The 23,425-nt window shown below is 43.1% G+C and carries 17 protein-coding genes and 1 pseudogene; 9 read left to right on the top strand and 9 right to left on the bottom strand.

Going from position 1 to position 23,425, the window contains the following annotated elements; all coding sequences use genetic code 11:
• Positions 1-43: 43 nt before the first annotated feature.
• Positions 44-485, bottom strand: a pseudogene (locus ASULF_RS06755) (EVE domain-containing protein).
• Between the two features lie 150 nt (positions 486-635).
• On the opposite strand from ASULF_RS06755, the gene ASULF_RS06750 reads away from it, so the two are divergent.
• Positions 636-845 (top strand): hypothetical protein, encoded by a 210-nt coding sequence (locus ASULF_RS06750; protein ID WP_015590960.1) that lies wholly within the window; start codon positions 636-638, stop codon positions 843-845.
• A gap of 350 nt (positions 846-1,195) precedes the next feature.
• Positions 1,196-1,543 (top strand): AAA domain-containing protein, encoded by a 348-nt coding sequence (locus ASULF_RS06740; RefSeq protein ID WP_048098161.1) that lies wholly within the window; start codon positions 1,196-1,198, stop codon positions 1,541-1,543.
• A gap of 84 nt (positions 1,544-1,627) precedes the next feature.
• Here ASULF_RS06740 and ASULF_RS06735 read toward each other — a convergent pair whose 3' ends face one another.
• A complete protein-coding gene (locus tag ASULF_RS06735) occupies positions 1,628-2,413 on the bottom strand; it encodes an HFX_2341 family transcriptional regulator domain-containing protein (protein ID WP_015590957.1) in 786 nt (261 codons plus the stop codon).
• A 106-nt stretch (positions 2,414-2,519) separates the two neighbouring features.
• On the opposite strand from ASULF_RS06735, the gene ASULF_RS06730 reads away from it, so the two are divergent.
• The 6 genes from ASULF_RS06730 (at position 2,520) to ASULF_RS06700 (ending at position 7,350) form a co-directional block, all read left to right on the top strand.
• Positions 2,520-3,101 (top strand): DUF4352 domain-containing protein, encoded by a 582-nt coding sequence (locus ASULF_RS06730; protein WP_015590956.1) that lies wholly within the window; start codon positions 2,520-2,522, stop codon positions 3,099-3,101.
• A gap of 16 nt (positions 3,102-3,117) precedes the next feature.
• Positions 3,118-4,224 (top strand): DUF7664 domain-containing protein, encoded by a 1,107-nt coding sequence (locus tag ASULF_RS06725; protein ID WP_015590955.1) that lies wholly within the window; start codon positions 3,118-3,120, stop codon positions 4,222-4,224.
• An 18-nt stretch (positions 4,225-4,242) separates the two neighbouring features.
• Positions 4,243-5,263 (top strand): IS630 family transposase gene (locus tag ASULF_RS11530; protein WP_144060501.1). Its coding sequence is split into 2 segments (ribosomal slippage): positions 4,243-4,710 and positions 4,712-5,263, totalling 1,020 coding nucleotides; the frame shifts between segments, so codons are not numbered across the junction.
• 59 nt (positions 5,264-5,322) lie between these two features.
• Entirely contained in the window at positions 5,323-5,772 is a 450-nt protein-coding gene (locus ASULF_RS06710) for a DUF6884 domain-containing protein (RefSeq protein WP_015590952.1), read from the top strand.
• 126 nt (positions 5,773-5,898) lie between these two features.
• Complete coding sequence (locus tag ASULF_RS06705) at positions 5,899-6,360, top strand: antitoxin family protein (protein ID WP_015590951.1); 462 nt, start codon at positions 5,899-5,901, stop codon at positions 6,358-6,360.
• A 168-nt stretch (positions 6,361-6,528) separates the two neighbouring features.
• Positions 6,529-7,350 (top strand): hypothetical protein, encoded by an 822-nt coding sequence (locus ASULF_RS06700; RefSeq protein WP_015590950.1) that lies wholly within the window; start codon positions 6,529-6,531, stop codon positions 7,348-7,350.
• 64 nt (positions 7,351-7,414) lie between these two features.
• Here ASULF_RS06700 and ASULF_RS06695 read toward each other — a convergent pair whose 3' ends face one another.
• Positions 7,415-11,995 (bottom strand): DEAD/DEAH box helicase, encoded by a 4,581-nt coding sequence (locus ASULF_RS06695; RefSeq protein ID WP_015590949.1) that lies wholly within the window; start codon positions 11,993-11,995, stop codon positions 7,415-7,417.
• Positions 11,996-12,151: 156 nt separating this feature from the next.
• On the opposite strand from ASULF_RS06695, the gene ASULF_RS06690 reads away from it, so the two are divergent.
• Positions 12,152-12,334: a hypothetical protein gene (locus ASULF_RS06690; protein ID WP_144060500.1), complete on the top strand. Its 183-nt coding sequence runs from the start codon at positions 12,152-12,154 to the stop codon at positions 12,332-12,334.
• Positions 12,335-12,486: 152 nt separating this feature from the next.
• On the opposite strand, the gene ASULF_RS06685 is transcribed toward ASULF_RS06690, so the two are convergent.
• From ASULF_RS06685 to ASULF_RS06660, 6 genes are read right to left on the bottom strand one after another with little or no spacing between them, the layout of a single operon-like run.
• Complete coding sequence (locus tag ASULF_RS06685; RefSeq protein ID WP_015590947.1) at positions 12,487-15,465, bottom strand: hypothetical protein; 2,979 nt, start codon at positions 15,463-15,465, stop codon at positions 12,487-12,489.
• The gene (locus ASULF_RS06680; protein WP_201763915.1) at positions 15,462-15,935 is read right to left on the bottom strand and encodes a phospholipase D-like domain-containing protein; all 474 of its coding nucleotides are present in this window, start codon (positions 15,933-15,935) and stop codon (positions 15,462-15,464) included. Before ASULF_RS06680 ends, ASULF_RS06685 begins: the two co-directional genes overlap by 4 nt.
• A complete protein-coding gene (drmB, locus tag ASULF_RS06675) occupies positions 15,928-17,736 on the bottom strand; it encodes a DUF1998 domain-containing protein (protein ID WP_015590945.1) in 1,809 nt (602 codons plus the stop codon). Before drmB ends, ASULF_RS06680 begins: the two co-directional genes overlap by 8 nt.
• A 4-nt stretch (positions 17,737-17,740) precedes the next feature.
• Positions 17,741-21,487, bottom strand: coding sequence for a DISARM system helicase DrmA (drmA, locus tag ASULF_RS06670; RefSeq protein WP_015590944.1), 3,747 nt, complete (start codon positions 21,485-21,487; stop codon positions 17,741-17,743).
• On the bottom strand, positions 21,426-22,169 hold the full coding sequence (locus ASULF_RS06665; protein ID WP_015590943.1) for an HhH-GPD family protein: 744 nt from the start codon (positions 22,167-22,169) through the stop codon (positions 21,426-21,428). Before ASULF_RS06665 ends, drmA begins: the two co-directional genes overlap by 62 nt.
• Positions 22,166-23,350, bottom strand: coding sequence for a DNA cytosine methyltransferase (locus ASULF_RS06660; RefSeq protein WP_015590942.1), 1,185 nt, complete (start codon positions 23,348-23,350; stop codon positions 22,166-22,168). The genes ASULF_RS06665 and ASULF_RS06660 overlap by 4 nt, the downstream gene beginning before the upstream one ends.
• Between the last annotated feature and the right edge of the window lie 75 nt (positions 23,351-23,425).

Raw genomic sequence — 23,425 nt, 5'->3', positions numbered from 1 at the left:
TATAGGTTTTTACCGTAATCAGAAGAAGTTGCTGAAGAAACTGTCAGGAATTTGAACCCGTAATCAGCTTGTAATCCTTACAGGAATCTCCCTAATTGCCTTCCCCATTAAGTGTCCCGTCCACTTCTGCTTGTTTTTGATGAATTTTAGCTTTGGAATTAGTGGTTTGAACTCAACAGGCTCATCAAAGATCTTCACAGGCTTGAGTTTAATTCTCAGAGGAAAGCTTTCGTTGCCCATCCCTTCAGGGGTTTTGAAGATTTTCTTGCTGTCTTTGAAGACTTCTGATACTGCTTCATAAACAGCCACAATTCGGGGTTCCACAACTTTGTCCTTATCTCTCTCCTGTTTGAGGTAGATCAGAAGTTTGTCTCCGGGTTTGACTTTTGCTATTGTGTTTTTATGGCGTTCGGGAACTCCCCAGATGTTTTCTGCTTTATTACGTTCCAGTTTTTAGAAGTTGTTATGCAGAGCCAGTAAGCCATGTCATCTTTTTTGTTTAAAACTTTTATAATGGTTTCTTTGACAGATTTAGGATCCAACAACACACTCAAAATAATCTTCCTTGAAAGAAGACTGTTTGAGTTGGCAAATTATATACCCTCTGCAACAACAAAATAAATACTGGTGAGATTATGAATAATACTGTGAATGATACACTCTTACAGGAAATTTACAGCGAAGTCAAGAAGATAAGAGAAAAACTTGAGCTACTTGAAGAACTGATAATCCCCTCAGAAAAAGTTTCTGAGCAAGAATTACAGGAGATCAGGAAGCTGAAAGAAGAATCGTTAAAAGGAGAGCATGTTGATTGGGGAGAATTGAAGAGGGAGCTGGGTGTTTAGAGCTGTTACACACAAGAGGATGAATAAAGAACTGAAAAATCTTCAGAAGGCCCATTTAAAGAAATTTGCTGAAGCTGTAGAAGTTCTCAAAACCAATCCAGTTTCATAAAGAATTTGATCAAGAGAGTCAGGTATGAAAAAGAAACATACCGAATTAGAATTAACGATTTTAGATTTTCTTAATCCTGACTCCTGGGTTTTCTCGCAACTTTTCTGGCCTCTGAGCTCGGCTTTGCTTTTCCTGACAAAATCCTCACAGGTTTGGCTTTCGAGTGTCTTGCTTTCTTGGCAATTTTCCTTAAATTGGGACGGTTGATTCTTATCAGGGAAGAGAAAAAGACATTATAATCATGAATTTCGTTCATAGCAGAAATCACATATCTCTTGATGATTACAGGAGGTTAAACGTGGCAGTAACAAGAGCTAAAAAGAAATTAATTGTTGTCGGCTCAAGAAATCTTGCTGGAATCAACGGATGGAGTCACAGAGCAAACCCATCATCTTTCTACAGATACATTAGATCCTGCAAAGATACTGCAGTATTTTTAGCCGACCCCAGTATGTTTTCAAATGAGCTGGAAAGAGCTGAGAAAGAATACGAAAAAAAGATAGATGAATCGAATGAGAGAGATGTTTTCGGCTTTACAGATAGTGACAGGACAATTTTAAGACAGCTCAGAAGCAGAAAGAGATTATGAATTATTATTTCGGTATATTTCATTCGGCATTTCCGGAGTGTTTCCTCTAGCTTTTCAACTTATAGTTATGGTCATAAAAGTCGATTACTGCCTGATCAGACCACTCTCGAGCAGTGCAATAATCTTCCCTTCTTCGGTCAGAACTATTCTGTTATATCTCCCCTCTTTCACCCTCTCTATGTATCCCTCGGATTCCAGCTTGTCAAGTACGAGTCTGTTCAGCTTGTTGATTGCCCTCTGATATTCTCTGCGATCTTTACGCTCAACCCTGAATTCCTGGAATTCCTCTCCCAGTGCTTCTAAAATTTCATAAGTTCTTGCCTGCCTATCACTTTTAAGAAGGAAAGACAGAGCAAACCTCTCTTTATCGGATAGCTTTGCTATTTCTATCTTTGGGAGCTCAAGTATCTCTGGATCAATGCAGACGCTCCTCCCATAATCGTAAAACTCTTTCTCGTTCTCATAATATCTGTCCGGCTCCACATAGTAAACGATGCAGTCGTGATACCAGCCTGCAAGCGAAGCTGCAACAGCAACTAACCTTCCGAAAGCAGATATGTTGATGTAAACTCTCGCTCCTCTCATTTTTTCCTGAACTATCAGCTCAGAAATCTTGCTGAGCACGGACTCAAAATCGAAAAGATCAACATCGTGAAACTCCACATCATAACCCAATTTTTTCAGGTCACCTATCACAGCGTTTGTGAAATATTGCTGCTTTTTGTAAAGATCCGGATCTCGAAGATGTGCATTTTCAGGACCTATCGAGAGTATGTGTACTTTCTCACCACCAATTTTCCTTATGGCTTTGGTTACAATCGATCTTTCAAATCCAAGCGGTATGATGTGAACTACTCTCAATGTTTTCATTGTTATCGATGTTATCGTAAACAAGTATAATTATTTTGTGGTCTAACAAAAGCCATGATGTCGCTGGAGGTGTGCAGACAGAAAAAACCTTGAGGGGGTGGCGGGGATGAGAAACCACAAAATTCTGGTTCTGGTTGTTGTGTGTTTTTTATTTGGATTCGCAATGACAGGTTGTGTATCGGAAACCTCCACAAAACCCGCTGAAACATCAGAACCAGTAAAAGAGCCAGTAAAAACGCAAACACAGGAGCCGAAGGGTAGCTACGCAAACCCCGCATCCATAAACGAGACTGCAGTGGTTAAGACACTCTCAGGAACCTTTGAAATTACGGTCCTGGATTACATGAAAGGCGAAGAAGCATACCGGATCATCAAATCAGGCAATATGTTCAATCCAGAGGCTGAAGAAGGCTACGAGTATCTGCTCGTGAAAGTAAAGTTCAGGTATGCATCGGGTAAAACCTCCCTTCCCATCTCAGAGTACAGCTTCAAAGCCTACAGCAATGGTGCAGGCTATTCGCCAGCTTTCGTGGTTTTGCCGGAATCTTTTCCGGAGTTCAAGACCGTCAACTTGATGCCGGGTGGAGAAATTGAGGGCTGGATTGCATTTGTGGTGCCAGAGGGGAAAGAAGCTTTGCTTGCGTACGAGTACATGTTCGAACCTGTATGTTTTATAAGGGTGTGCTGAATGATGAGTGATAATAATGGCAAGCAAATACGATGATTACTGGATAAAGCGTCTGGATGTCATATCAGATCTGATTCAAGAGGCTCGTGAGAGAGGAGCAAGCAGGAGCATCGATGTCTCGGACATCCTTAAGTACGGTGATAGAAAAAGCTGGTATGGTGACGTTGTTGTTTCCGAGAAGGGAATCGGCAAGGGAGAGATGGCTCACGCCAGATCCCTTGGAAAGATCGTGTTTGCAAACAAACTCATAGATGCCGGGAAATTCAGGTTTGTGATAACCTCAAATCTGAAGCTGAGAGTTGAGAGACTGGAGACAGTTGAGAGAGTAGAAGCATCTTTTCAGCCGAAAAAAGTCGAAACTCCACAAAGCTCGGTTAAATCGAATTATACTATTTCTGCCATCCTCTCAGCAATCCCTGTAGAAATCTGGGACAGAGTGGTCCAAGAAGAGCCGGAATGGAAACACATGCGCGAGTTCCTTGAAAGCTATGGGTTTGGCAGGTTTGCGGTTCTGATGATCGCTGCTGGATTAAACGACTTCCAGCTCAAGGGGAAAGCTGAGGTAGCATACTGGCCGAAGATGAGGGAGCTTTTGAAGAGAAATAATACCCCCAACTCTCCAAGAGAGCTAGAATCCATTCTGGCAGAGTTCTACGCCAACGAGAGGCTTCCGGATCTGAAGCTCAGGAGGCTGAACAGGTTCCTTTCTAGCAGGCTTGCAGAGTGGCTGTGGAATGCTATGCCAGGAGAGGTGACGGAGAATTTTCTCAGAATATGGTATGATCTTGCCGCTACCATGAGGCAGGAGAGAAGTGTGAAAACCATCGTCTTCGCGATGAAATGCCTCGGTATTGCATTACTGATGGCTGGAGAGAGCAACTTCTGCTTTGAGAGGATTCCGATACCTGTGGATTACAGGGTGAGGGAGTTTACGAAAAGAACTGGTGTTGTCGTTAGGGATGACGAGGATGTTAGGACATTTTGGGGTAAAGTCCTTGAGGAGCTGAGGGGGAGAGGCCTTGAGATAAACATGATCCACCTCGATTCCTTAATCTGGCAGATTGGTGTGCTGAGCAAGCCTGAAATTGTGGATTATTGTCCTGAGCAAAACTATTTATACTAAAAATAACAGACCAGTTGCATGGGCAGAAAGCGAATCTACGAAGTTGTAAAGCATTTACCGGCAGAAGAACTCGATAAAAGGATCAAAAAGCTCGAAAAAGATACAAGAGTTCTTAAAAGACTGTACTTCATAAGATATCTCCACAAAGGAATGAGTGTTGAGGAAGCTGCCGACTTGGTTGGGGTTACTAAAGCTACGGGCTATGCATGGCTTAAGAGATGGAATTCTAGCGGCTACGAAGGCTTAATTCCGGAGTTTGGTGGAGGAAGACCCTCCAAACTTACGGAAGAGCAAAAGGAAGAACTCAGAGAAATGCTCAAGGAAAGAGAATGGACAACAAAAGAAGTTCAGGAGCTCATTGAAGCAGAGTTTGGGGTGAAATATTCCTCATGGCAGGTCAGAAGAATTCTCAGATCTTTTAGGATGAAGTACGCTAAACCCTACCAGAAAGATTACAGGAAACCCGAAAATGCTGAAGACACCTTAAAAAAACCTGGATGAAGCTGAAATCAACGATGACGTCATAGGATTCGTTGATGAAATGGCCGTTGAAGCAAATGCAAATACTGCAAGGCTGTGGAGCTTTGGAAAGCCGGTTAAAAGGGTTGCCACGTACGTTAAAGCTAAGGTTTCAGGATTCTATAGCTTGAACGGAGAGAGTGTAATAGAGTTTTCAGAAAGAAACAGGTCAGAAGACTTCATATCTTTTCTCAGGAAAATCAGAGATGTTAATCCTGAAAAAAGAATCGTAATCATTCTCGATAATTTCAGGACACATCATGCAAAGAGAGTAAGAGAGGAGGCTGAAAAGCTTAATATTGCATTGGTTTATCTCCCTCCTTACTCTCCCGACTTAAATCCAATTGAAAACGTTTGGAAGAGTGTTAAAAGGTTTGTTTCTGAAGTATCTCCGTTGAATATAGAAGAACTTAAAGAAACGATTGTTAAAGCTTTCAAAAAGTTAACAGAGTCAATATCTTTTGCGAAGGGCTGGATTGAGAAGTTCTTGAGTAATAAGTTTAAGATGTTATGCACTTAACCATATTTTGCGAAACTGGGTTTGAGGGAGGTTGGGGAGAGAATTGCGGAGGTGGTGAGATGAAGCTTTGTGTAGTTCCCTGTGGGAGCATGAAAATATGGCATAAGAATCCTGATGCAGGTCCGACCAAAGCAAAGGATGTTTATATCGGCCTTTTCGCCAGAACGTGCATCGAGTACGCTGAAAAATTTTATCCCAACAACTATGTCATCCTGTCGGCAAAATACGGATTTCTCTCTCCCGATGAGCTGATTCCGGAAGACTACAACGTGACCTTCAACGATCCCAAGACGAACCCGATAGGTGTTGAGGAATTGAGAAAGCAGGTGGAAGAGAAAGGGTTAATGAAGTATGATGAAATAGTGGTTGTTGCGGGCAGCAATTACGTCAACATTGCCAAAAGAGTGTTTGCAGGCAAAAAAATCTTAACCCCGCTGAAGGGGCTTGGTGGGATGGGTCCAATGATTTCTGCGATGAAGAAAGCTATAAGAGATGGAAAGGAACTATAACTATGTTCTGTGAGCATGGACGTAATATAGCCCTAGCACATAACGAAAGAGTTGTTACGAGAAACACTATACACCTTGGATGCACTGAAGGATTAGAAGTTGAGAGCCGGTAATAGAGGTGAAGACATGAAAGTAATTATTGAAGTTGTGTACGAGAATAGTGTATTCAAACCTCTTAAACCGCTCGAATCGCTGGGAGTATCTCTTTCTGACGGTGAAAAATTAACTGTTGAAATTAAGGTAGAATCTGGATTTCCTAAAGCAAAAGCTGATCGCACCCCAGAAATCAAAATACTGGATGTTAAAGAACTCAGACCAACAAAACCCTACGCAGAAATGGAGGATTATGGAGAAATTAGAAGATTTAAGGTTTTTGCTAAGATAAACAATAACGTAGAGAAATTCACAATTTACGAGCTTCTGGAGGAAATTGAAGATAACATGTGCTATGTCGTGAATGGCCACTGCAAAAGGCTGGAAAGTAACAGGAACAAAATTTTTACTACGATGAGCAAGGTGTATTTTTCCCGGCTTGGGGCATATCTTGGAAGGTGGAATCGAGACACAGGTTTGATGAAGATGAAGTAGAAAAAATATCGGAACTAACTGGCTTTGAATACGCCTACAAACCGGACAGAAGAGGTTTTGCAATATATATAGCCACAAAAAGAGCCTTTGATTACAGAATCTAGACGCAATGAGCAGTTACTGGAGAAGCTCATACTGGGCTGGCTCGCATGTTGGGAGCTGATCTGAATGGTCAAGCATCATAAGGAGTTATTATTCAACCCCCATCCCGCTAAGGTTGGAGAGGTAGAAATTCAGATGTTTGGTGCAGAGAGAGCAAAAATTGCCAGACTTTTCATAGCCGGCAACTTCAGCAGGAGATTTGATGATGCAAAGAAGATACTGGAGAAAGTTTCAGAGATGGACTTCAAAGCTGACTACTTCCTCACTCCGAGCGGATTCGTGAAAATTCCGTGGAAATTCAGCGGATTTGATGAAGCTTTGAAGGATGGAAAGCGGTGGGCTGCAAGGTTGCTCGAAGGAGTTGAAATAAATGCCAAGCAAATTTTCATTGGCGTGGATTCTTACAGCAGCAGTAACCTCGCCAAACCGCACGTTGAGCTGTCGATAGCGTGCTCTCCTGATCCGTGGCACTGCACGGGCAAGGTTTACCCCACAGTTTCTCAGAAGGGTTTGATCAGGGCGGATATCGATTCTCACTTTCTGGAACTCGATGAGAGAGTTGTGGTGCTCTGCTGCCATGATCTGACGATATTCAATCCCAGATCAGACTCTTCAGCAAAGGGCTGGAGGAAGGAGATCAAGGAGGAGTTCAGGGAGGGGGTTGTGGACTTCAAGCCTGAAGTTGCACTCCATCACTCCCATTATACTGACACACCCTTTACGTGGATCGCCTCATGGAGAAACCTTGAAAAAATTTCAGATGTCAGGCATTACGCAACCTCTGGCGTTTATTACAGGGAGGGCGGTGTGAGAGCAGAGATTGAGAGAACTCTGGAGCTGACTGGGAAAGGTAGCGTTCTGGATGTTGTAGTCGATATTTCCTGCTAAAAAATTGGTAGAATTCCAATCACAAGAGGACAGTTGACAAACATGCAACTGTGGAAAGTCCAGCTCACTTGAGATCTATCCTCTTCTTTCCAAGATTGTTTAGTTCCTCAATCCACTCGGTCAGAACAGCTCCGAAATCTTTCTCCCTAAATTTCAAATTAGCTGGACGATATTTAGACGCCTTTAAGCAAAGATACAGAAGCGTATAGTAATCTCTCATGTTCTTGTTGGGAGAGATTGCTGGTAGAAGTGCTCCGTCAAACTTGCTAGGCAAGTATTTAACGATCTGAGTTGGAACACCACTCCTACTAGGTTCCCGATCTTCCTTCTGAACGACTCTTACGTCTAATCCATCTGCTTTAACCTTGACTGGCAACTCCACAGACCTCAAGACTGCGACATTACACTCCTCGAAGTTCTCTAAAACCTGCCTTAGGTTGCCAAATGCCGCAAGTATCATGGGGTCAAATGCGAAATAGACTTTTCGATTGAATTTGGCTATTCTTTCCAGAGTACTAACATCAATAGGCGTCTTGGCAAGAGCAGTGTCGGCATCGTCGAGGATTATAACCTCATATCTAAGCAATTCGTCGAGGTTCTCGACAACATTCCTCGCTTGCTTAATGTTTATATCTACGTCGTAACCCAGATAATCCCTAATTCTCGAAACAATATCAGAGCTTCTCCGATCCGGCAACACTATCACTACTGCTCTGTCGGAATACTTGTATACGTAGTATGCTGCCAATTCTGCCAGTTTTTCAGTCTTACCGCTACCCGTTAACCCAAAGATTACGGCCTTATCCCCCAAACGGTCGACTACATCCTCTTCTATACTACCGATCCTATCAAGGAGGATTTTTTCAAACTCGTTCGCGATGCCCTCCTCCAGATACCTCCCTAGAGTCTCGTGGGCCTTCTTGTTCTGCTCCTTTAGTGGTAAGGACGAAATTTCCTTTAGAAATCTCTCCAACTGTGAAAGTTTGCGAATCTGAAGCTGGTAGTATTCAAACTCTTTGGAAATACTCACGTTCTCCAGACTCGGATCCTTCTTCAAGGTGATGTATCCCATCTCGAACCAGATACCGTTCTTAGCCACATCTATCGTTTTGTCTCCAATTCTCCAAGCATATCTTGTTCTGGTTAACTTACCCTCATTTTCCCACTTCCGCAACCTCTCCATGAGGGCGGCTTTGAACATCTTTGGGCTGTTGGTATCCAACAGAATTACGTCGCTTTCCTCATCAAAAAATACCAGAGCATCATCTATACTCTTCAAGTCAATTACATCTCGAACTTTATACGCCACGACGAACCCATTGGTGATCTCGTAGTCGATAACTTCGTTCTCAGCCAGAATTTTTAGTGCGTTTTTCAGGGTAGCCTTACCGTCCGAGTATCCGAAGCGGCTGTAAAATGGGTTTAGAGGAATGGCGATTTCGTCTCTCTCGTTCGACGCTCGAAAGTTGCCAATTATCTTAACCAACTTGTTAACCTGGTCGTAAGTTATGTGCCTTATTAACTGCCTTTTCTCGTCAAAATCGTCTGGAGAGAAAACTGTTACAGCGTAACTGTCTTTTCGATCTCTCCCTGCTCGTCCTATTTCTTGATAGTACTCCTCCAGAGACTGTGAAACGTGGGCGTGTACAACGAACCTTACGTTTGGCAGATCCACACCCATGCCAAAGGCTTTTGTGGCGACAACTATCCTCGGCTTGCTTGGCGATTTTACGGCCCTCTCAAGCTTACTGATAACTTCCACTTTTTCATCCAGATCCATTTGCCCGTGGAAGTACAAGACCTCCTCCCCTATACCCTCCTCTATCGACCTTGCAATGTAGTCTACATTCTCGTGAATGATGGGGGATCTCACGAAGGATGCAAAGACCAGTCCAATCCAAGGCTCTCCTCTTTCGTCTAAAGTGTCTCTCAACTGTTTAATTACGTTAACAACCTTCCTAAGCTTATCTTCGTCATTTTTGGCCTGTATAACACCTATTTTTATTTCTGGCCTCGTCGCAGGACCTCGCAGAACCAGATTACCAGAGAAAATCTGGACGTCGTCTGGAGTAAAGTCAGAATCGAAGTCTATTTCGATCTCTCGAACTTTTGAAACGCCAATGCCTAACTCTGCGAGCACATCACTGAGAACGTCCTTCGGCAAGGTTGCCGAGAAGCCGTATATGGGCAAAAATCTATTCTCACTTTCCGAAGCTATCATTCTCGCCATGTACTTATAGCTGGGCCTAAACGTGCTACCCCATGTACTCAGGCAGTGAATTTCGTCAAGTATCACGAAACCAACATTTCCACAGCCAAGAATTACCCGCAATTCGTCTCTCTCGAACCTTTCTGGAGTAACGTACAGCAGCACGATGTCTCCGGAGATAGCATCTAGGATCGCGTTAAATCTCTCCTCTGAACTTGTATTGCTGTCTATTTTCGCCACTCTAACCCCTTTCCTCCTCAGCCCCTCCACGTGATCGTGGATTAGGGCCTGAAGAGGTGAGACCACTATCGTTACAGTGCCAGTTAGTTTATGCAAAGCGATGGCTGCGGACTGGAAAATTACACTTTTTCCAGAACCGGTGGGTAAAACGACCACCCCGAAAGGAGATGTCGATCTGTTTAGCGAATACGCCGATAGAAGGAGCGCTACAGCTTTTCTCTGATATGGCCTGTAGCGAAAGCCCCACACTTCTTCCGTGATATTTTCAGCATACTCGACGGCCTCTTCGACGGAGTTCCACACTCGGACAAAAACATTACCACGTGGCCTCTTCCTCCTATACGTCATTTTATCCGCAGCAGCAAGCATTTTTCCGAACTCCGGTATGCGCAAGAAGTCCGAAAACACTCCGGAAGAAAAAGATAAGTAGGCTATCTTATTAGCTTCGATCTTTCTGGCGATGCCGTACACCTTCATAAAACCGTAGGCCAACTTTTCGGCCCAAGTACGCCCTTTGACACCCTTTACTATACTTTTGTCCGAGAACACGACTAATGACTTGAATCCTGAGGGTATTCTTTCGAACAAGCTCGTAATTGCCACTCCTTCGTTCTCTATAGCCAACCTAAAGGCCGACGAACCGTAATTTTTGTCGTCCACATAAGTTGGACAGAAATCGCTAAAGGCTCTTATTGCGAGACTTTTCTCGTAGTCGTTACTGACCAAAACGACTGCAGGCAACTCAATAACGTCCATCAGGCCTGCAACATTCGACGCGATGTTCAGTGGGTCTAGCGACGATGATTCAGGAAGTAGTAATGCAGGTTTAAATCCCGAATCCACGAACGTAATGGGGTCGAGCTGAATAGTTTCAGATATCTCTGAAAATGCTTTCGCCAGCGAGACGTATGCCAAGACGGTGTCGGATAATCTAAAGAAATCTTTCAGATTGAAAGCTGTTGACAGTACCAGTTCACCATCGTAAAGCACCACTCTGTCGAATTTACCTGTTAGAAATGGAACGTATTCTGATAGCGTTTCGATCGACATTTTAGGTACTTCTCTCTTTTTAACAACCTTTGAAACCTCTAAAATTGCTTTTCGCGTATTTTCGTCGTTGACCCATGTCTTCCTGAACGTATTTGGATCGCCGTTCCCGCACTTGGGGTCACGAATAGCGCACATAGCGGAAAACACTGCAGCACTCTCCCAAACATCTCTGGGAGAGTGCGACGCCGGGTCAACGATGTACGGTGACCACGGATTTGACAAACCTCTCCAATCTGCCACAACGAGCAACTCTCTTCTGTCTTCACCGCCCTGAACACTTTGTTCGCAGTTCTCCGATACGAAATCCGAGCTGTGAGCACACTCACTTTTATCTATGACGTGAGGCAAGCCGGATAGGTACGGGTTATCTTCTAACAGCTCTTTCGCCTCTTTTTCGAGTTCGTATTGTCTGAGCTTTTCAACCAAATGCTTGAGTAAGGTCAAACTCGCCTTAGCGTCTTCTACAGGGTCGTGTTCGTTGTGAGGTACTAACATTGAGAGAGATCTTGGTTTCGATCCGGGTTCAACTAAGCAGTGAAGGTAAAGCGTGTCTACTACTTTGTTTTTTAAATCGATACCACAAACCTCACTCAAAAATTTCAAGTCGTGCTTTAAAATGCCGTGTCCGACCAGAATAGCGCTTGATTTGGATACTACTTCTACGAGAAGCTTTAAAAATTTGTCAGTGTCGCTTCTACTAAAGTAAAAGGTCACGAATCGCTCGTTGTCACAAAAAACTATGCCACCAGCTTCAATGGTTCGACTATCCAAACTGATCTCCACATCCAGCGCTACTACGCCGCCGTCGAGCGATTTCGCGATAACTTTTGCATCTTCGATAAAATCGAGCTTTTCAAGGACTTCAAAGGCCTTCTCTGGGTAATTTACTATCACGTCTTTCCAGAATCTGGTGTATTCGGACAAGCGAAGTAATTCGGGTTTACTTGCTAAGATCTCTTTAAATCTACTATCTCTTCGTTCAATTAGGTAGTCTACTAAAGCCTTAACATCGTCAGTTTTACAGATGCTTAAAAGTTCGTTGCAAGTTATTTTACCGTCTAAATACTTGCAAATAGACTTAGCCGTTTTAAAGATTGAGAAATTAAACGGGAACTTTGATAGAGGTTTGTACAGGGATATTTTCATCTGTTATACTAATTTTACCTGCATGATATAAGGATTGTGAAGGATGTTTTCTTCCCATTTCGTGGAAAACCCATGCAAATGGTTGCAAAAGCAAAATTTACTCTTGATTCTAGAAAGTTGGAGATGCAATTGCCCTGCATCGAGAACTGCGACCTTATGACTGCCGAAGAAAGGGCGATGTACGACTTTTTCTGCTTCCAAGAACTCAGGGAGGTTTACGAGCCGTATGAGGTTGATTACAGCGAGGATAATGCAAGGGAGAAGGTGTTTGTCGAGGTGTATGAATGGGGCTGGGTGAGGATCGAGTTGGAACTAGTTTATCTGACTTTTTTCTTTTGATCTTTGTTGATTTCTTTGGTTAACAAGTTTGGGATTTGGGGCTATTCTGTTTTAGATTGAAATCTGGATGGTATTAAAGCCCATCCACCTGCCCAGAGTTTTGACAGGTCAGAAAGGAGATCTGCAGGTCAAAATTTACGAAATTCAAATTTTCAGTCCATAAACCGGCAGTAATCCTTGAAGTTTTCCATAACTCTGAAAGGATGCACTTCTCTTAAAATTTCTACGGTGTAAACCAGACTCACCCTGAATTTTTCTGAATTCTCCAGTATCTTTTTTATCTCTCTTTCAATTTTTCTGTACAGGATTCTGAGAGTTGGAGACACATCTTTTATTTTACCTTTCACAAGCAATCTTCTGAAACTCTGAATCATTATGGAGGCGGCATAACATCTCCTTGCATCTTCCAGATCTATTTCAAGATCAGGTATGAGTTCGCTCAGTCCAGCGTAGATTTTCTCCAGATCTTTCAGACTTCGGGGGTGCTCAATTCTGAATACCGGAACAGGCCCTTTTCTGGTAAAAACAATCTCAAAGTCATTCCACCATTTTTTGATGTACTCCGGATTTTTTGCCGTAAGGTCGAGAGAAGCAAGATATTCTGAAATTTTTCTCTCTGTATCTTCATGCGGTATTTTCATTTGTTCCGAGTAATTTTCAACTGCCATCTGGAGCAGAAGAATCCACTGGAGCGCATCTTTCAAAAGTTCATCAAAACCATTCCAGATGTATGGCCCCCTCCTGAATACCGCCCTCTCTCCGTGCTCCATCATGAGCCGGATAAAATCTGATCTGAAAGAGAAATAAAGGCCCTGTCTGTCAAGCATGAGTTCCTTGCCAATCAGAGTGGAGCTCCTGCTCTTTTCCATGATTTCACTTGTGTTGATCTCAGCAAGTTCGTTCTCTGAAACAACCAGTAATGATGAGTTTGGCGGAATAAATGCGCCTCTTCCATCGAAATCAACAACGAGCAGAGCTTTCTCGCCGGGTTCAAGTGTTAATGGGTATGAGGGGTAACCATACTGAGGGGTCGATACTTGGATACCGCTATCCAGTTCAAACATGAATTCTTCAGCTAAATCCAAGATTTCCTGATTGGAACTGAGATCAAGTTCTTTCTGTATCTTTTTAAGCAAGGGTGGTGCCGATTCATCCTTTGACAGGATGTAAAGAGGCTTTCTTAGGTTCTCGTCAAGTCTGTTCTTTACAAGCTTGGTAACCGTTTCAATGAACTTTTTTCCACCTATAAATGCGATTTTCTGGATTCTTGGTGCACTTAGAGTAAATAAATATGGTGGTGTGACTGTGCTTATTAAACAAACATCACCACTGCTTTTGCTCCTGAGTATTTCTGGAAGATCAATCCAAGAACATACTACAAGTCTGTCACAGCTTCCAGTGATCAGAGTTTTGAGAATTTTTCGAGTGGCACGAACGTCATGGCTGTGAACAACCACTCCAATTGTGCAGTCCTCCTTTTTAAGTAATTCATTTGCTTTTTCCAATATCTTTTCCATTATCGGGCTACCTATTTCTGGCTCACTTCCGTAAACTGACTTGACGATGGAATTAATCTCATTCGCTTTTTCTTCGCCATGTATATTGTATATCTGAGTCATAATGTAATCGAACGTTAGAATATGTCCTGTGAGCTTACCCTTCCTTCTTAGATTTGCAGGATGGACTGGTGATTTTAACATGTCACGCAAAAATTTAATCATGTCTCTGCCCATATCTCCCTGAAAGATATTTTCTACCTCTTTAACAGCCTCCTCCAAACTGCTGATGCTTTCTGATTCAATAAATTCAACTTCTGGAATACCTCTTTGGTCAGGAAGATCCTGTATGTTTGAAGAAACGGGCGAGGGATAAGTACTGTCTCCACTACCAAGTGCTTTCACCCTTTCAACTACCGGTGCGCAGTCCCATGTGTGGGGTATTACACCCAGATCAAAAATGCTGAATTCACTCGGGTAATTAATGCCATAAAGGTACCGCGCTTCCTGATTTGTCGAAAACATAAGAACGACCGATTCTGGCGGTTCATTCAGGAAATTGATAAATTTCATGCTTTTCGAACCATTTAGAACCATATCTTTTATGAAATCATCCACATTCTGTATCACAACCAGATCCGGGTTGATTGAACTGACCATTCTGAAAATATCTCCGGGATCGATTTCCGCAGATATGAAAAAAAGTCTTGCGGAAGCTGAGTTTTTCAGGTCATCTTTACCCCTGACAGTTGTGTATTTGATAATTCTGGAGGGCCTTTTTATTTTTCGAGAATTTAATAAAACTTCCCAGAGCCACTGACTCCTGTATCTGAGATTTTTTGCTGAATACTGCTGTCTTTCTTCAAGCACAATATCAACAAATCCGTCCTCATTCAGAGCGTCCTCTCTCCACTTTTGAGCATCCAGTTTTTTCCATTTCACAATCCTTACAGCATCTTTGCCAAATGTCTCTTCCAGCTCTTTTATGATGCTGTTTTTACATTTCCTGATCGTTTCTGTGCAAATAAATTCCCTCTGATTTTTTCCTTTCGTCTCTTTGATAACGCAGTTAACAACCTTAACCTTCTTGAAGACCATTTTTCTGTTAAATCTGTTGATTTCTGTTTTCAGATCCTCAAAATCTGTTTTCGGTGAGTCGATGAACACGAGATTTCTGAAAACGTCATCTACAGCTGGGAATTCTATCAGCCCACCACTCTCTTCTTTTGACACCTCACCAATAACAACAGCCTTACTTTTTGGTCTGCTGATTAAAAACTCAGATACGAGGACCGGAACAAATCTGACGTCTTTCCATGGCCAAGTTATGAGATAAACACCTTTTTCAGCTTGGGTTACCCAAGACACATACTCCCTTTCAACCGGATTGGGATTGATCCTCCATACAAGAGGCATGTTTTTCAGATGATTAAGAACCTCGCACCCTTCAGCATTGCTCAGTATTTCGATTGTCCTAGGGAATCTACCTGACGACACCAGATCCACAGATCTGTAAAAATGAGCGCCACAGGAAGGACAGTGGATGCAGTCTTCCCATTCCTCAAGAGGTGAACCACCAGCATGTGGTTCATGACACTGGGGACATGTTGGATAGGTATGATAATACACCCTCATTTTAACAACCTTCTCAGAAGTATCAGAATGTTTTGTGCTATTTTTCCATTGTCCACAAGCAATCCAAGTTCATAGTTTTTCAGCATCCCACCCATGGTTGGATTGGCCGATCCGACCAGTACTTTTCGACCGTCCACAACAAGAACCTTGGCATGCAAAATTTTATCCTCAATATTGTGAATTACGAGATTTCTGAACTCCTTTTTCATTTTAAGAAGCTCTTGAAGAGCTTCTGGTTTGATTGCAATTTGGGGAGAATATACAAAAATCTCAACGGAAACGCCTCTTTCAATGGCTTTCTTCAGGCTGTTTGTCACTGACACGTCAGACATCACATAAACGGTCATAACGACTTCTCTTTCAGCAGATCTGATCATCTCATTTACAACTGAATGAAACGACCTGAATCCGTATCCAACCCATTTTTCGCCCGTTGTAATTATAAAAAATTCACTCATTTTATCAATCACCAAGAATTATATGTCTGTCCAGCCACATGTTTCTGTGTTCACAGGATGTCTCAGAAATCAGTAAACAGCTGTGACAGGCAGATCCGTTCACTCTTTCAGGAGTTTTTCTCACCTCAAGACAGAGAGGATCATTGGAACAGAGTTTCAGTCTCTCAGATGATTTTCTTAAAATTTCCCGAAACACCTTCAGAGAGCCTGTCAAACCACCCATGCTTCCATCCTCTCCTGGAGATGTGGTGTAAATGAGAATTCCTCCGCTGGTGGCATCCCGGTTGATGTAAACCCTCTCCCTCAAGGATGCTGATGAATACCCGGCATGCAGGGACAACGTAAGAATCAGCGCATGTGAAAGGGTGTGCAACCAGACAAAAAGAGGTTCGTGAACAGCATCGCCCCACATCGTCTGCACAAAGTCTGTTTCCGTTCTGGAGTTTTTCCATTCATCAAAGGCCGTGCAAGTGGATAGATCGGGCGGATCTCCCGCAAAGGTTATAAAAACTCCTTCTCCCTGCCCCTCAAAGCCAGGGTACCATAAAGCCCCATCAAGGTACACACCTGAGGAAACCTGAGCAGGAGCTGTTTCCCCATTTTCAGGTAGATATGGCACTCTGTAAAAGCCAGTTTGAGCTGTAACTGTTCTGAGAATATCAACAGGATAAACCTTCATATCCGGGATAATTTCTGCCTGATCGGACCTTATTTCTTCGGGTGGCCCCATGCTGAAATTTTGTGTGGTTCTGGGTCCGGACAAAAGTGATTCCAGCTCTTCATACATGAAGTCAAGAAAGCTCCTGTCCTCACTGTGAAGCTGTTCGAAGAGTTCGCAGAATTTTGATATTCCGTTTGTTTCAACATATTTTTCAATTTCACTGATCGATTCCTCAGGGATACCATTTGAAACAAGGGCATCACGAATCCACTGAACGATTTTTTCCTTTTCAACACCACCTTCACAGGGTCTCCAAGGAGAATTCAGGATTGCCCTTATTGATGCCGCTACGGAAGTTTTCTGGAGAATGTTTGGTAGAGTACCGTCATACTCGGGAATTGTAAGAAGTGTTACCGTCACTGGAAGACGCAGAGACGTTGACTGTCTCTGAAGGACTCTCATTGGACGTTCGCAGTCAAAGGGTCTTTTCGGTTCGGTTACTGATGGTCCGGAGGATGAATGTCTTGGATGTTCCGTTTCGGGGCGCCTCCCGGAGCATCTAAACTTTATGTTATAGATTTCTTTCATGGTTGTTTTTTTTCCACAATCATGACACTCCACAACAAGATCTGAAAGAGAGCTTCCTTCGGCTCTCCACAGATAGTACCGGGGTTTGCACGTCCTGCCTCGATGAACGGCGTAGTCCCAGTCGACCTCGTCCAAATGACCATTAATGCAGGCCGCGACAAACCTTACTGCGGAAGAATCGTCTTTCCGTCCGCATACCGGACATCTTTCACTGTTATGAAGGACCGGTGTGTCATTGGGATGTCCTCCCTCTCTTCCGTAACATATCTTCCAAGTTGGAAACACATAGGTGTGATATATTCCTTCTGTGTTTGGCCTTCCTTCACCGGCGTTTGTTGGGAGGGAAAATACTCTGGCATTCTTTCCCGTAAGGTTTTTTATGACTATTCTAAGCCTGCTGTCGGTTATTTCATATCTTTCGAAAGTTTGCAGTTTAAAACGACTTCCAAGCCCGTGTTCTATCGAGGGTATCATTCTTGGTCCATTTTTACTTTCGATTAGTGCTCCAGGTCCATAAGTAAGAACAAACTGCGATCTTCTGATGTGCTGGATCTCTCTCGCCATATTCTCACACCTCAAAGCCTGTTGTTTCCTCAATCTCTCTGAGAGACTGGGGAGCGTTTCTGTAAACAACCTCTACTGAAGGTGATTTTTCGTGGAGAGGGTCTCCCAGCACCACACTGAACTCTGGCAATCTGTATAGACAATATTCCATAAACTTGAGCACATCCCTTATTTTTGCAGCCACGTATTTCCATCTATCCACCTGAGATCGGAAATAATTTATAAGTTCATTAATCGTACCGTTATCCGTTATTATTCTTGAGATTCTGCTGAGTGTGATGTCAGTAAATTTTTTGATGTCGTCTTCAGCAACAGGATTGAGAATTTCCTTCCCGCCATATTCGTCAAACCAAACCACTTTGGGATTGGGAAGATTTCGGAGAAAGGATACAAGAACGGGCCCTGAGGCTCTGGCAAGACACCCTTTTGAAAAGGGTGAAACTGAAGATGGTTCAACTTCCAGATGAATCCTGTGATGGTAACCAGTGAACATTTCATAATGGCTGAGATCTCTGGGTCTTCCGGCTCTCAGAAATGTGATAACCAGAGCTCCATGAGCTCTTCCAACCCTTCCAGTAGCCTGAACGTACTGAGAAGTCGTTTTCGGCTGCCCATTTACGATCATTAGTGACAGGTGAGGAACATCAACTCCTGTGCCGAACATCGATGTTGTGAAAATTGCATCAGGATTTTCTGAAGGATCTCTCCTCTCTCCCTCCTCAAGCTCATCAAGTATAACGGGAATTTCGGTTGAGCTTATTCTGCTTGAGAGTTCGACTACGTTCTCGGGATCAACCGGTCGCATGCGATCCAGTGAGATCTGCTTCAGTCTTTCAACTGTGTCTTCTCTGTAAAGAGCTCTTCCTCCTCCAAGTTCTCTGATGGCATTGAAATACCCCACTATGGTCCAGAAGTACTTAATCGCTGGGTCGTCTCTGTGATCATAACATGTTTTCAGAAGTCTGGCCCATATTCTTATCTGGGGAGTAAGTGGACCCATGCCAGGGCAGTAAACACCCATGTAAACCCTTCCTGGTCTGTTCTCGTCCCATCCTGCATCCCAGCTAGGATATCTTACAAAAAAGCTGTCTTCAATATCGATGCCGTATGCCGGAAACTGGAAAAGGTTCCTTGCAAACAGCTGTCTGACCTGCAGTTCCGCGTCTTTTATGGTTGCTGTGGATGCTATGTATTTTGGTTTAACTCCTGAAATATTCTGAAGACCTTCAACCACAGTCTCGTATAGGCCAAACATGCTACCCAGCGGCCCCTCTATCAGGTGAAGCTCATCCTGAACGATAAGTTCAGGTGGTGAAAATGGAGACACATCAATTGAATTGGATTCATCTGCGGCACTTTTGGTAGTTGTTTCAGGCAGAAGGTTTTTACGGTAGTATCCATAGTAAGCATTGTATTTTTCAACATTACCATATATGGATGCGGCTCGTGGTTCAAAAGCCATACGTGCAATTTTATCGGCGGTGGAGACAATTATGGTTGGACATCTGTAATATATCTGCTCATCAACTGTAAGAGCTGGAATGGGCATTCTGGAGCCGGAAAACGGATGTTCATGCTCTTTTGTTACAAGCCCGTCAGGAAGTATCTCGCCATTTCCATCCGGATTGAGAGGTACCCCCTCCACGTACTCAACTTCGGTGTTGAGTGTGCAGTGTGGATTTGGACAGTAGATCTCGAAATCTCTCGGAATATTTGATTTCCTGCCTACTTCACTCCTGCATCCAAAATATCCTGGCCTTGAGGCTCTGAAAGAGAGAAGTTCTGCTGCTATTTGTCCCTTCAAATCTTGCCATAAGTTATCCACCTCATTTTCTGTCATTTTTTTATCAAGTTCTATTTCCAGTGTAAAAAACTCTCCACCATGATGAAAAATCCTGAAATTCCTGATAAGTCCAGAGGTTTCGATGAAGGATAAAATTGAAGACTTGATTTCTTCCTCTGTTTTGCCGGATCTGATAAGGAGATAGAGTTTCTCTCCTTCTGGCAACCCACTGCTGGGAACCGAAAGATATGTACCGCAAACAGGACAGCGAATGACCTGTGCAGGCTCACCTTCCGCGTCTTTCCCCATAAGCGCATCTATAGCGTACCCTTTTTTCCGTAAATGGTTTGGAGTCACTGCGCCGCCCACCCAAAGACCGGCGGAAAACCTTGTGGAGCCCAGAATAAAGTCCTCACTCATTTCACACTTTTCAGGCCTCCAGCCACGACCTTTTTCTGTTCTCATCACCCTTAAAAATTCTGCCGCTGTAACCATCCGGAGTATTCTTCTGAACTGCTGAATTGTCAGCAGGCGAAGGGTGTATCTTGTTATGACGGCCGTTCCTCCACCTGTACTCTCTGAGGCCTTTCCCCTTCTGGCTCTCACTCTTCTGAGAGCCATTATAAATGCCATGAGGGCGAGATAGGCCTCTGTTTTTCCACCACCTGTGGCTATCCACAGAAGATCGGTTTTTTCTCTGTCTCTTGATGCTGGATTTGCAAGTGATTCAAGAACCATCAGTATGAATGCAAGCTGAAAAGGCCACCATCTGAATTCTCCACGCCCTTTCCACTTGTGCTGAATCCATATCACTCTGTTAGCAAAGCAGAAGGCAAATCTTGCTTCTTCATCGCTTTTAAGCAATTCAATTCCATTTTTTATTCGTCTCAGCAGCTCTTTCTGATTTTCTATCAACTGGAAACCCAGCTGTTTAAGATTTTCCGGAAGAGGTTCAGAACTGATTCTGCTCTCATTTTTTTGGATCCATCTACGGTAAGCATCAACAACTGGACCCAGAAATCTCTCGATCTCATCTTCATCCCACATCTCCGATAACCTGTATGCAAAAAGCTCTGGAGGGTCACCGAACTCTCTCCTCATCTCCTCGTCCCACTCAAAATTGGGGGCTGAGCTGGGGTAAAGGGGTACAAAGTCACTCCTCACATCACAATCAAAGAATTCGGCACAGTCTTCAAAATAAACTCCATCCGGCCACAGCACTTTTTTTTCGAAATACTCCTGATAGTCGACATCCTTCCATATTGCCGAACACATGTAACCGCGTGCAAGTACAGGCCGATTTCTGTAAAGGAAAAGCATCAAGTCATCCCCAATCTCGGGTTGGGCAAGTCTGGCATCACCGAGAAGTTTGACTCTGATCGAAGGCTGGAAAATACACGCTTCCGTGATTCTTTCCTCGAAGCAGTTTTCAGGCTCCAGATCGTTTACGAGGGTGATCACCACGTTTTGATGATCATAATCCAGAGGCACTCTCCGAACGTAAAGGAGTATCTTGCCGTCTTCTCCTTGGTAGATTGGAAAACTCATAAAATCTCTTTCAAGACGAAAACTGACAATCACTTTGTACGGAAATCTTTTCCAAGTAATTCTATCCTCACGCTGGATTTTTTTATATCTGCCCCATGTCACACAGATACTGAGTTCAGGCTTACTTCCACGAATCAAAAAAGATATCCCGAATGATTTCGGTTTTGTTTTGGGATCAAGTTCGGTTGGTGCAATCACAGGAGCCACTTCTTCTCCGACATCATCTTCAGAAACAAAATTTTCTCCATAAAGTGTTATATCTTCGGAATCCGGATCTGGAACCTTTTTTTTCTTACATCTCACAGGTTCTATCACGCCAGTTAAGTATTCTTTGTATGGGTTCCAGTGCATCTCTTCTTCAGGCCCATTTCTGGGCCCCAGAATTTCTTTGATCAGCTCCTCTATCAAAACCTCCCTCATAAAACACACCTTCTTTTTTGTAAAAATCATTAATAATTCTTATTCTGTAACTGCACATCCACAGTGGACATGCAAAACATTCCGGATTTCTCTTTTTGCAAACCTTTTTTCCAAAGTCAATCATGGCATAGTTGAATACATCCGGTCTCTCCGTATCCAGCAGATTTCTCATAAACTCTCTCATTTTTTTGCTTCTTCTAGATGAGTCTTTTACCTCGATGTCAAACACTCGTCCGGCAATTCTAACCGTGTTGGTATCTAAGAGGGGCTCCGGATAACCGTAAGCAAAGCACCTCACAGCAGATGCAATGTATTCACTCACTCCTGGAAGCTTCATCAGTTCCTCTCTTTTCTCAGGTATTTCTCCATTATATCTTTCAACAATCGTTTTGGCCATTTCGTGCATTAAATCTATTCTCCATCTCAATCCTGCAGACTTTAACATTCTGTGAAGTTCTCCTCTGTCTATTGCTGCAAGAGAGAATGCATCAGGACATAAAGCGACCAAATTGTTATAAAGCGGAATTACCTGTTCTGCGCGAGTTCGGTGAAGGAGAATTTCGGCAAGCAAGACACGATATGGTGTTCTATTTTTTCTCCACGGATAGTTTACAATATTTCTTTCACCCCAGCTTAGCAGTGCCTTTCTGAAGGCTTCTGCAACCTCATCAGCTATTTTCATCTTGTACCACCACCCAAACTCCTGAGTATTGCTGAGGCCACAGCCTTTGCTAGAAGAGGCGGAACAGAATTTCCTATCTGTCTGAAAGCATGAGTGAGTGTGGGGAGAAATATGAATGTATCCGGAAAACTTTGCAATCTCGCGGCCTCTCTCACAGAAATTGTTCTGTGAGGACCAGGACCACCTTTTTTGGATGGATATATATATCTGTAAGAATCCTTGGATATGTGCGCGTCTATTGTCCATGAAGGTTGATTTCTGATAAGTTTTCTGTATCTGTCTTTGAATATATCATCTCTATATCTTTTGAGTTCATCGGGAAGATCAACGTATCTTCCACCTTCTGGGAGGAGTGAGAATGCTCTCAAGTCATCCTCATTATGCCATCTGGTCATATGATTATAGAGTACATCCCCTGCACCCTGCCTCATAAGTTTCTGGTAGGGTGTTAGCCTTCCACTGAAATCATACTCAATTTCATTCTCTCTGAATCCATGCGGAACTTTAGGCAAATCTGAAATCGCTTCCCACACCGTGATGGGCTTTTTAATCTTTTTTTCAGGCCAATTTATCGGACGATTCCCTTTTCTGCCTATAATGAACAATCTTTTTCTCCTTTGCGGAACGCCAAACTCTGACGCATCGAGAATCCTCCATTCCGCATTGTAGCCCAACTTACGTGCAAATGAAACAATATGCTCTGCAAGGTTGCCTCCATTGTAGATGATGTTGGCCATCCCGGGAACATTTTCCATTACGAAAAACTCTGGAGAGAGTTCTTTTACGAATTTAAAGAAATATCGCCATAGTTTAGTTCTTTCGTCACTTTCGGGGTCTCTCCCAAGACTTCTGAGCTTGATTCTTCCAACAGGGCTGAATGTCTGGCAGGGGGGACCACCAATAACCAAATCGATTCTATCAGAGTCGGCATGTTTAGAGACAAAATTTGAAACGTCTCTGATTTTTGTAACATCCTTCACTACACCGTTTTTAAGATTTTGATTGTATGTTGAAATGCACTTGGGATCGAAATCAATCCCAAGAACAACATCGACCCCTGCTTGCTCAAAACCCAGTGAGAGTCCGCCAGCACCGCAAAAAACATCAATTGCAACAATTCTGGAACCGGATGTTTTTTCTGCTCGTTCTGGCAAATTCATCTTATCTATATATTTTGCCATAATATCAGATTTAAGCTTTACGCAAAACAGGATTGAACATTATATTGATGAACCATAAATAACCAAAATCAATTT

Origin of the sequence: Archaeoglobus sulfaticallidus PM70-1, from assembly GCF_000385565.1 — an archaeon.
Lineage (GTDB): Archaea > Halobacteriota > Archaeoglobi > Archaeoglobales > Archaeoglobaceae > Archaeoglobus_A > Archaeoglobus_A sulfaticallidus.
Note: the sequence above shows the minus strand (reverse complement) of the source record. Positions and strands in the feature narration are given on the sequence as shown.

Excerpts from the sequence above, each read along its gene's own strand:
- ASULF_RS06730 (WP_015590956.1), top strand. The coding sequence starts at position 2,520 with ATGAGAAACCACAAAATTCTGGTTCTGGTTGTTGTGTGTTTTTTATTT.
- drmA (WP_015590944.1), bottom strand. The coding sequence starts at position 21,487 with ATGAGGGAGGTTTTGATAGAGGAGCTGATCAAAGAAATTCTGGGGCCC.
- drmB (WP_015590945.1), bottom strand. The coding sequence starts at position 17,736 with ATGGCGAGAGAGATCCAGCACATCAGAAGATCGCAGTTTGTTCTTACT.
- ASULF_RS06700 (WP_015590950.1), top strand. The coding sequence starts at position 6,529 with ATGGTCAAGCATCATAAGGAGTTATTATTCAACCCCCATCCCGCTAAG.
- ASULF_RS06705 (WP_015590951.1), top strand. The coding sequence starts at position 5,899 with ATGAAAGTAATTATTGAAGTTGTGTACGAGAATAGTGTATTCAAACCT.
- ASULF_RS06740 (WP_048098161.1), top strand. The coding sequence starts at position 1,196 with ATGAATTTCGTTCATAGCAGAAATCACATATCTCTTGATGATTACAGG.
- ASULF_RS06690 (WP_144060500.1), top strand. The coding sequence starts at position 12,152 with ATGACTGCCGAAGAAAGGGCGATGTACGACTTTTTCTGCTTCCAAGAA.
- ASULF_RS06710 (WP_015590952.1), top strand. The coding sequence starts at position 5,323 with ATGAAGCTTTGTGTAGTTCCCTGTGGGAGCATGAAAATATGGCATAAG.
- ASULF_RS06695 (WP_015590949.1), bottom strand. The coding sequence starts at position 11,995 with ATGAAAATATCCCTGTACAAACCTCTATCAAAGTTCCCGTTTAATTTC.
- ASULF_RS06735 (WP_015590957.1), bottom strand. The coding sequence starts at position 2,413 with ATGAAAACATTGAGAGTAGTTCACATCATACCGCTTGGATTTGAAAGA.
- ASULF_RS06665 (WP_015590943.1), bottom strand. The coding sequence starts at position 22,169 with ATGAAAATAGCTGATGAGGTTGCAGAAGCCTTCAGAAAGGCACTGCTA.
- ASULF_RS06660 (WP_015590942.1), bottom strand. The coding sequence starts at position 23,350 with ATGGCAAAATATATAGATAAGATGAATTTGCCAGAACGAGCAGAAAAA.
- ASULF_RS06685 (WP_015590947.1), bottom strand. The coding sequence starts at position 15,465 with ATGAGGGTGTATTATCATACCTATCCAACATGTCCCCAGTGTCATGAA.
- ASULF_RS06750 (WP_015590960.1), top strand. The coding sequence starts at position 636 with ATGAATAATACTGTGAATGATACACTCTTACAGGAAATTTACAGCGAA.
- ASULF_RS06725 (WP_015590955.1), top strand. The coding sequence starts at position 3,118 with ATGGCAAGCAAATACGATGATTACTGGATAAAGCGTCTGGATGTCATA.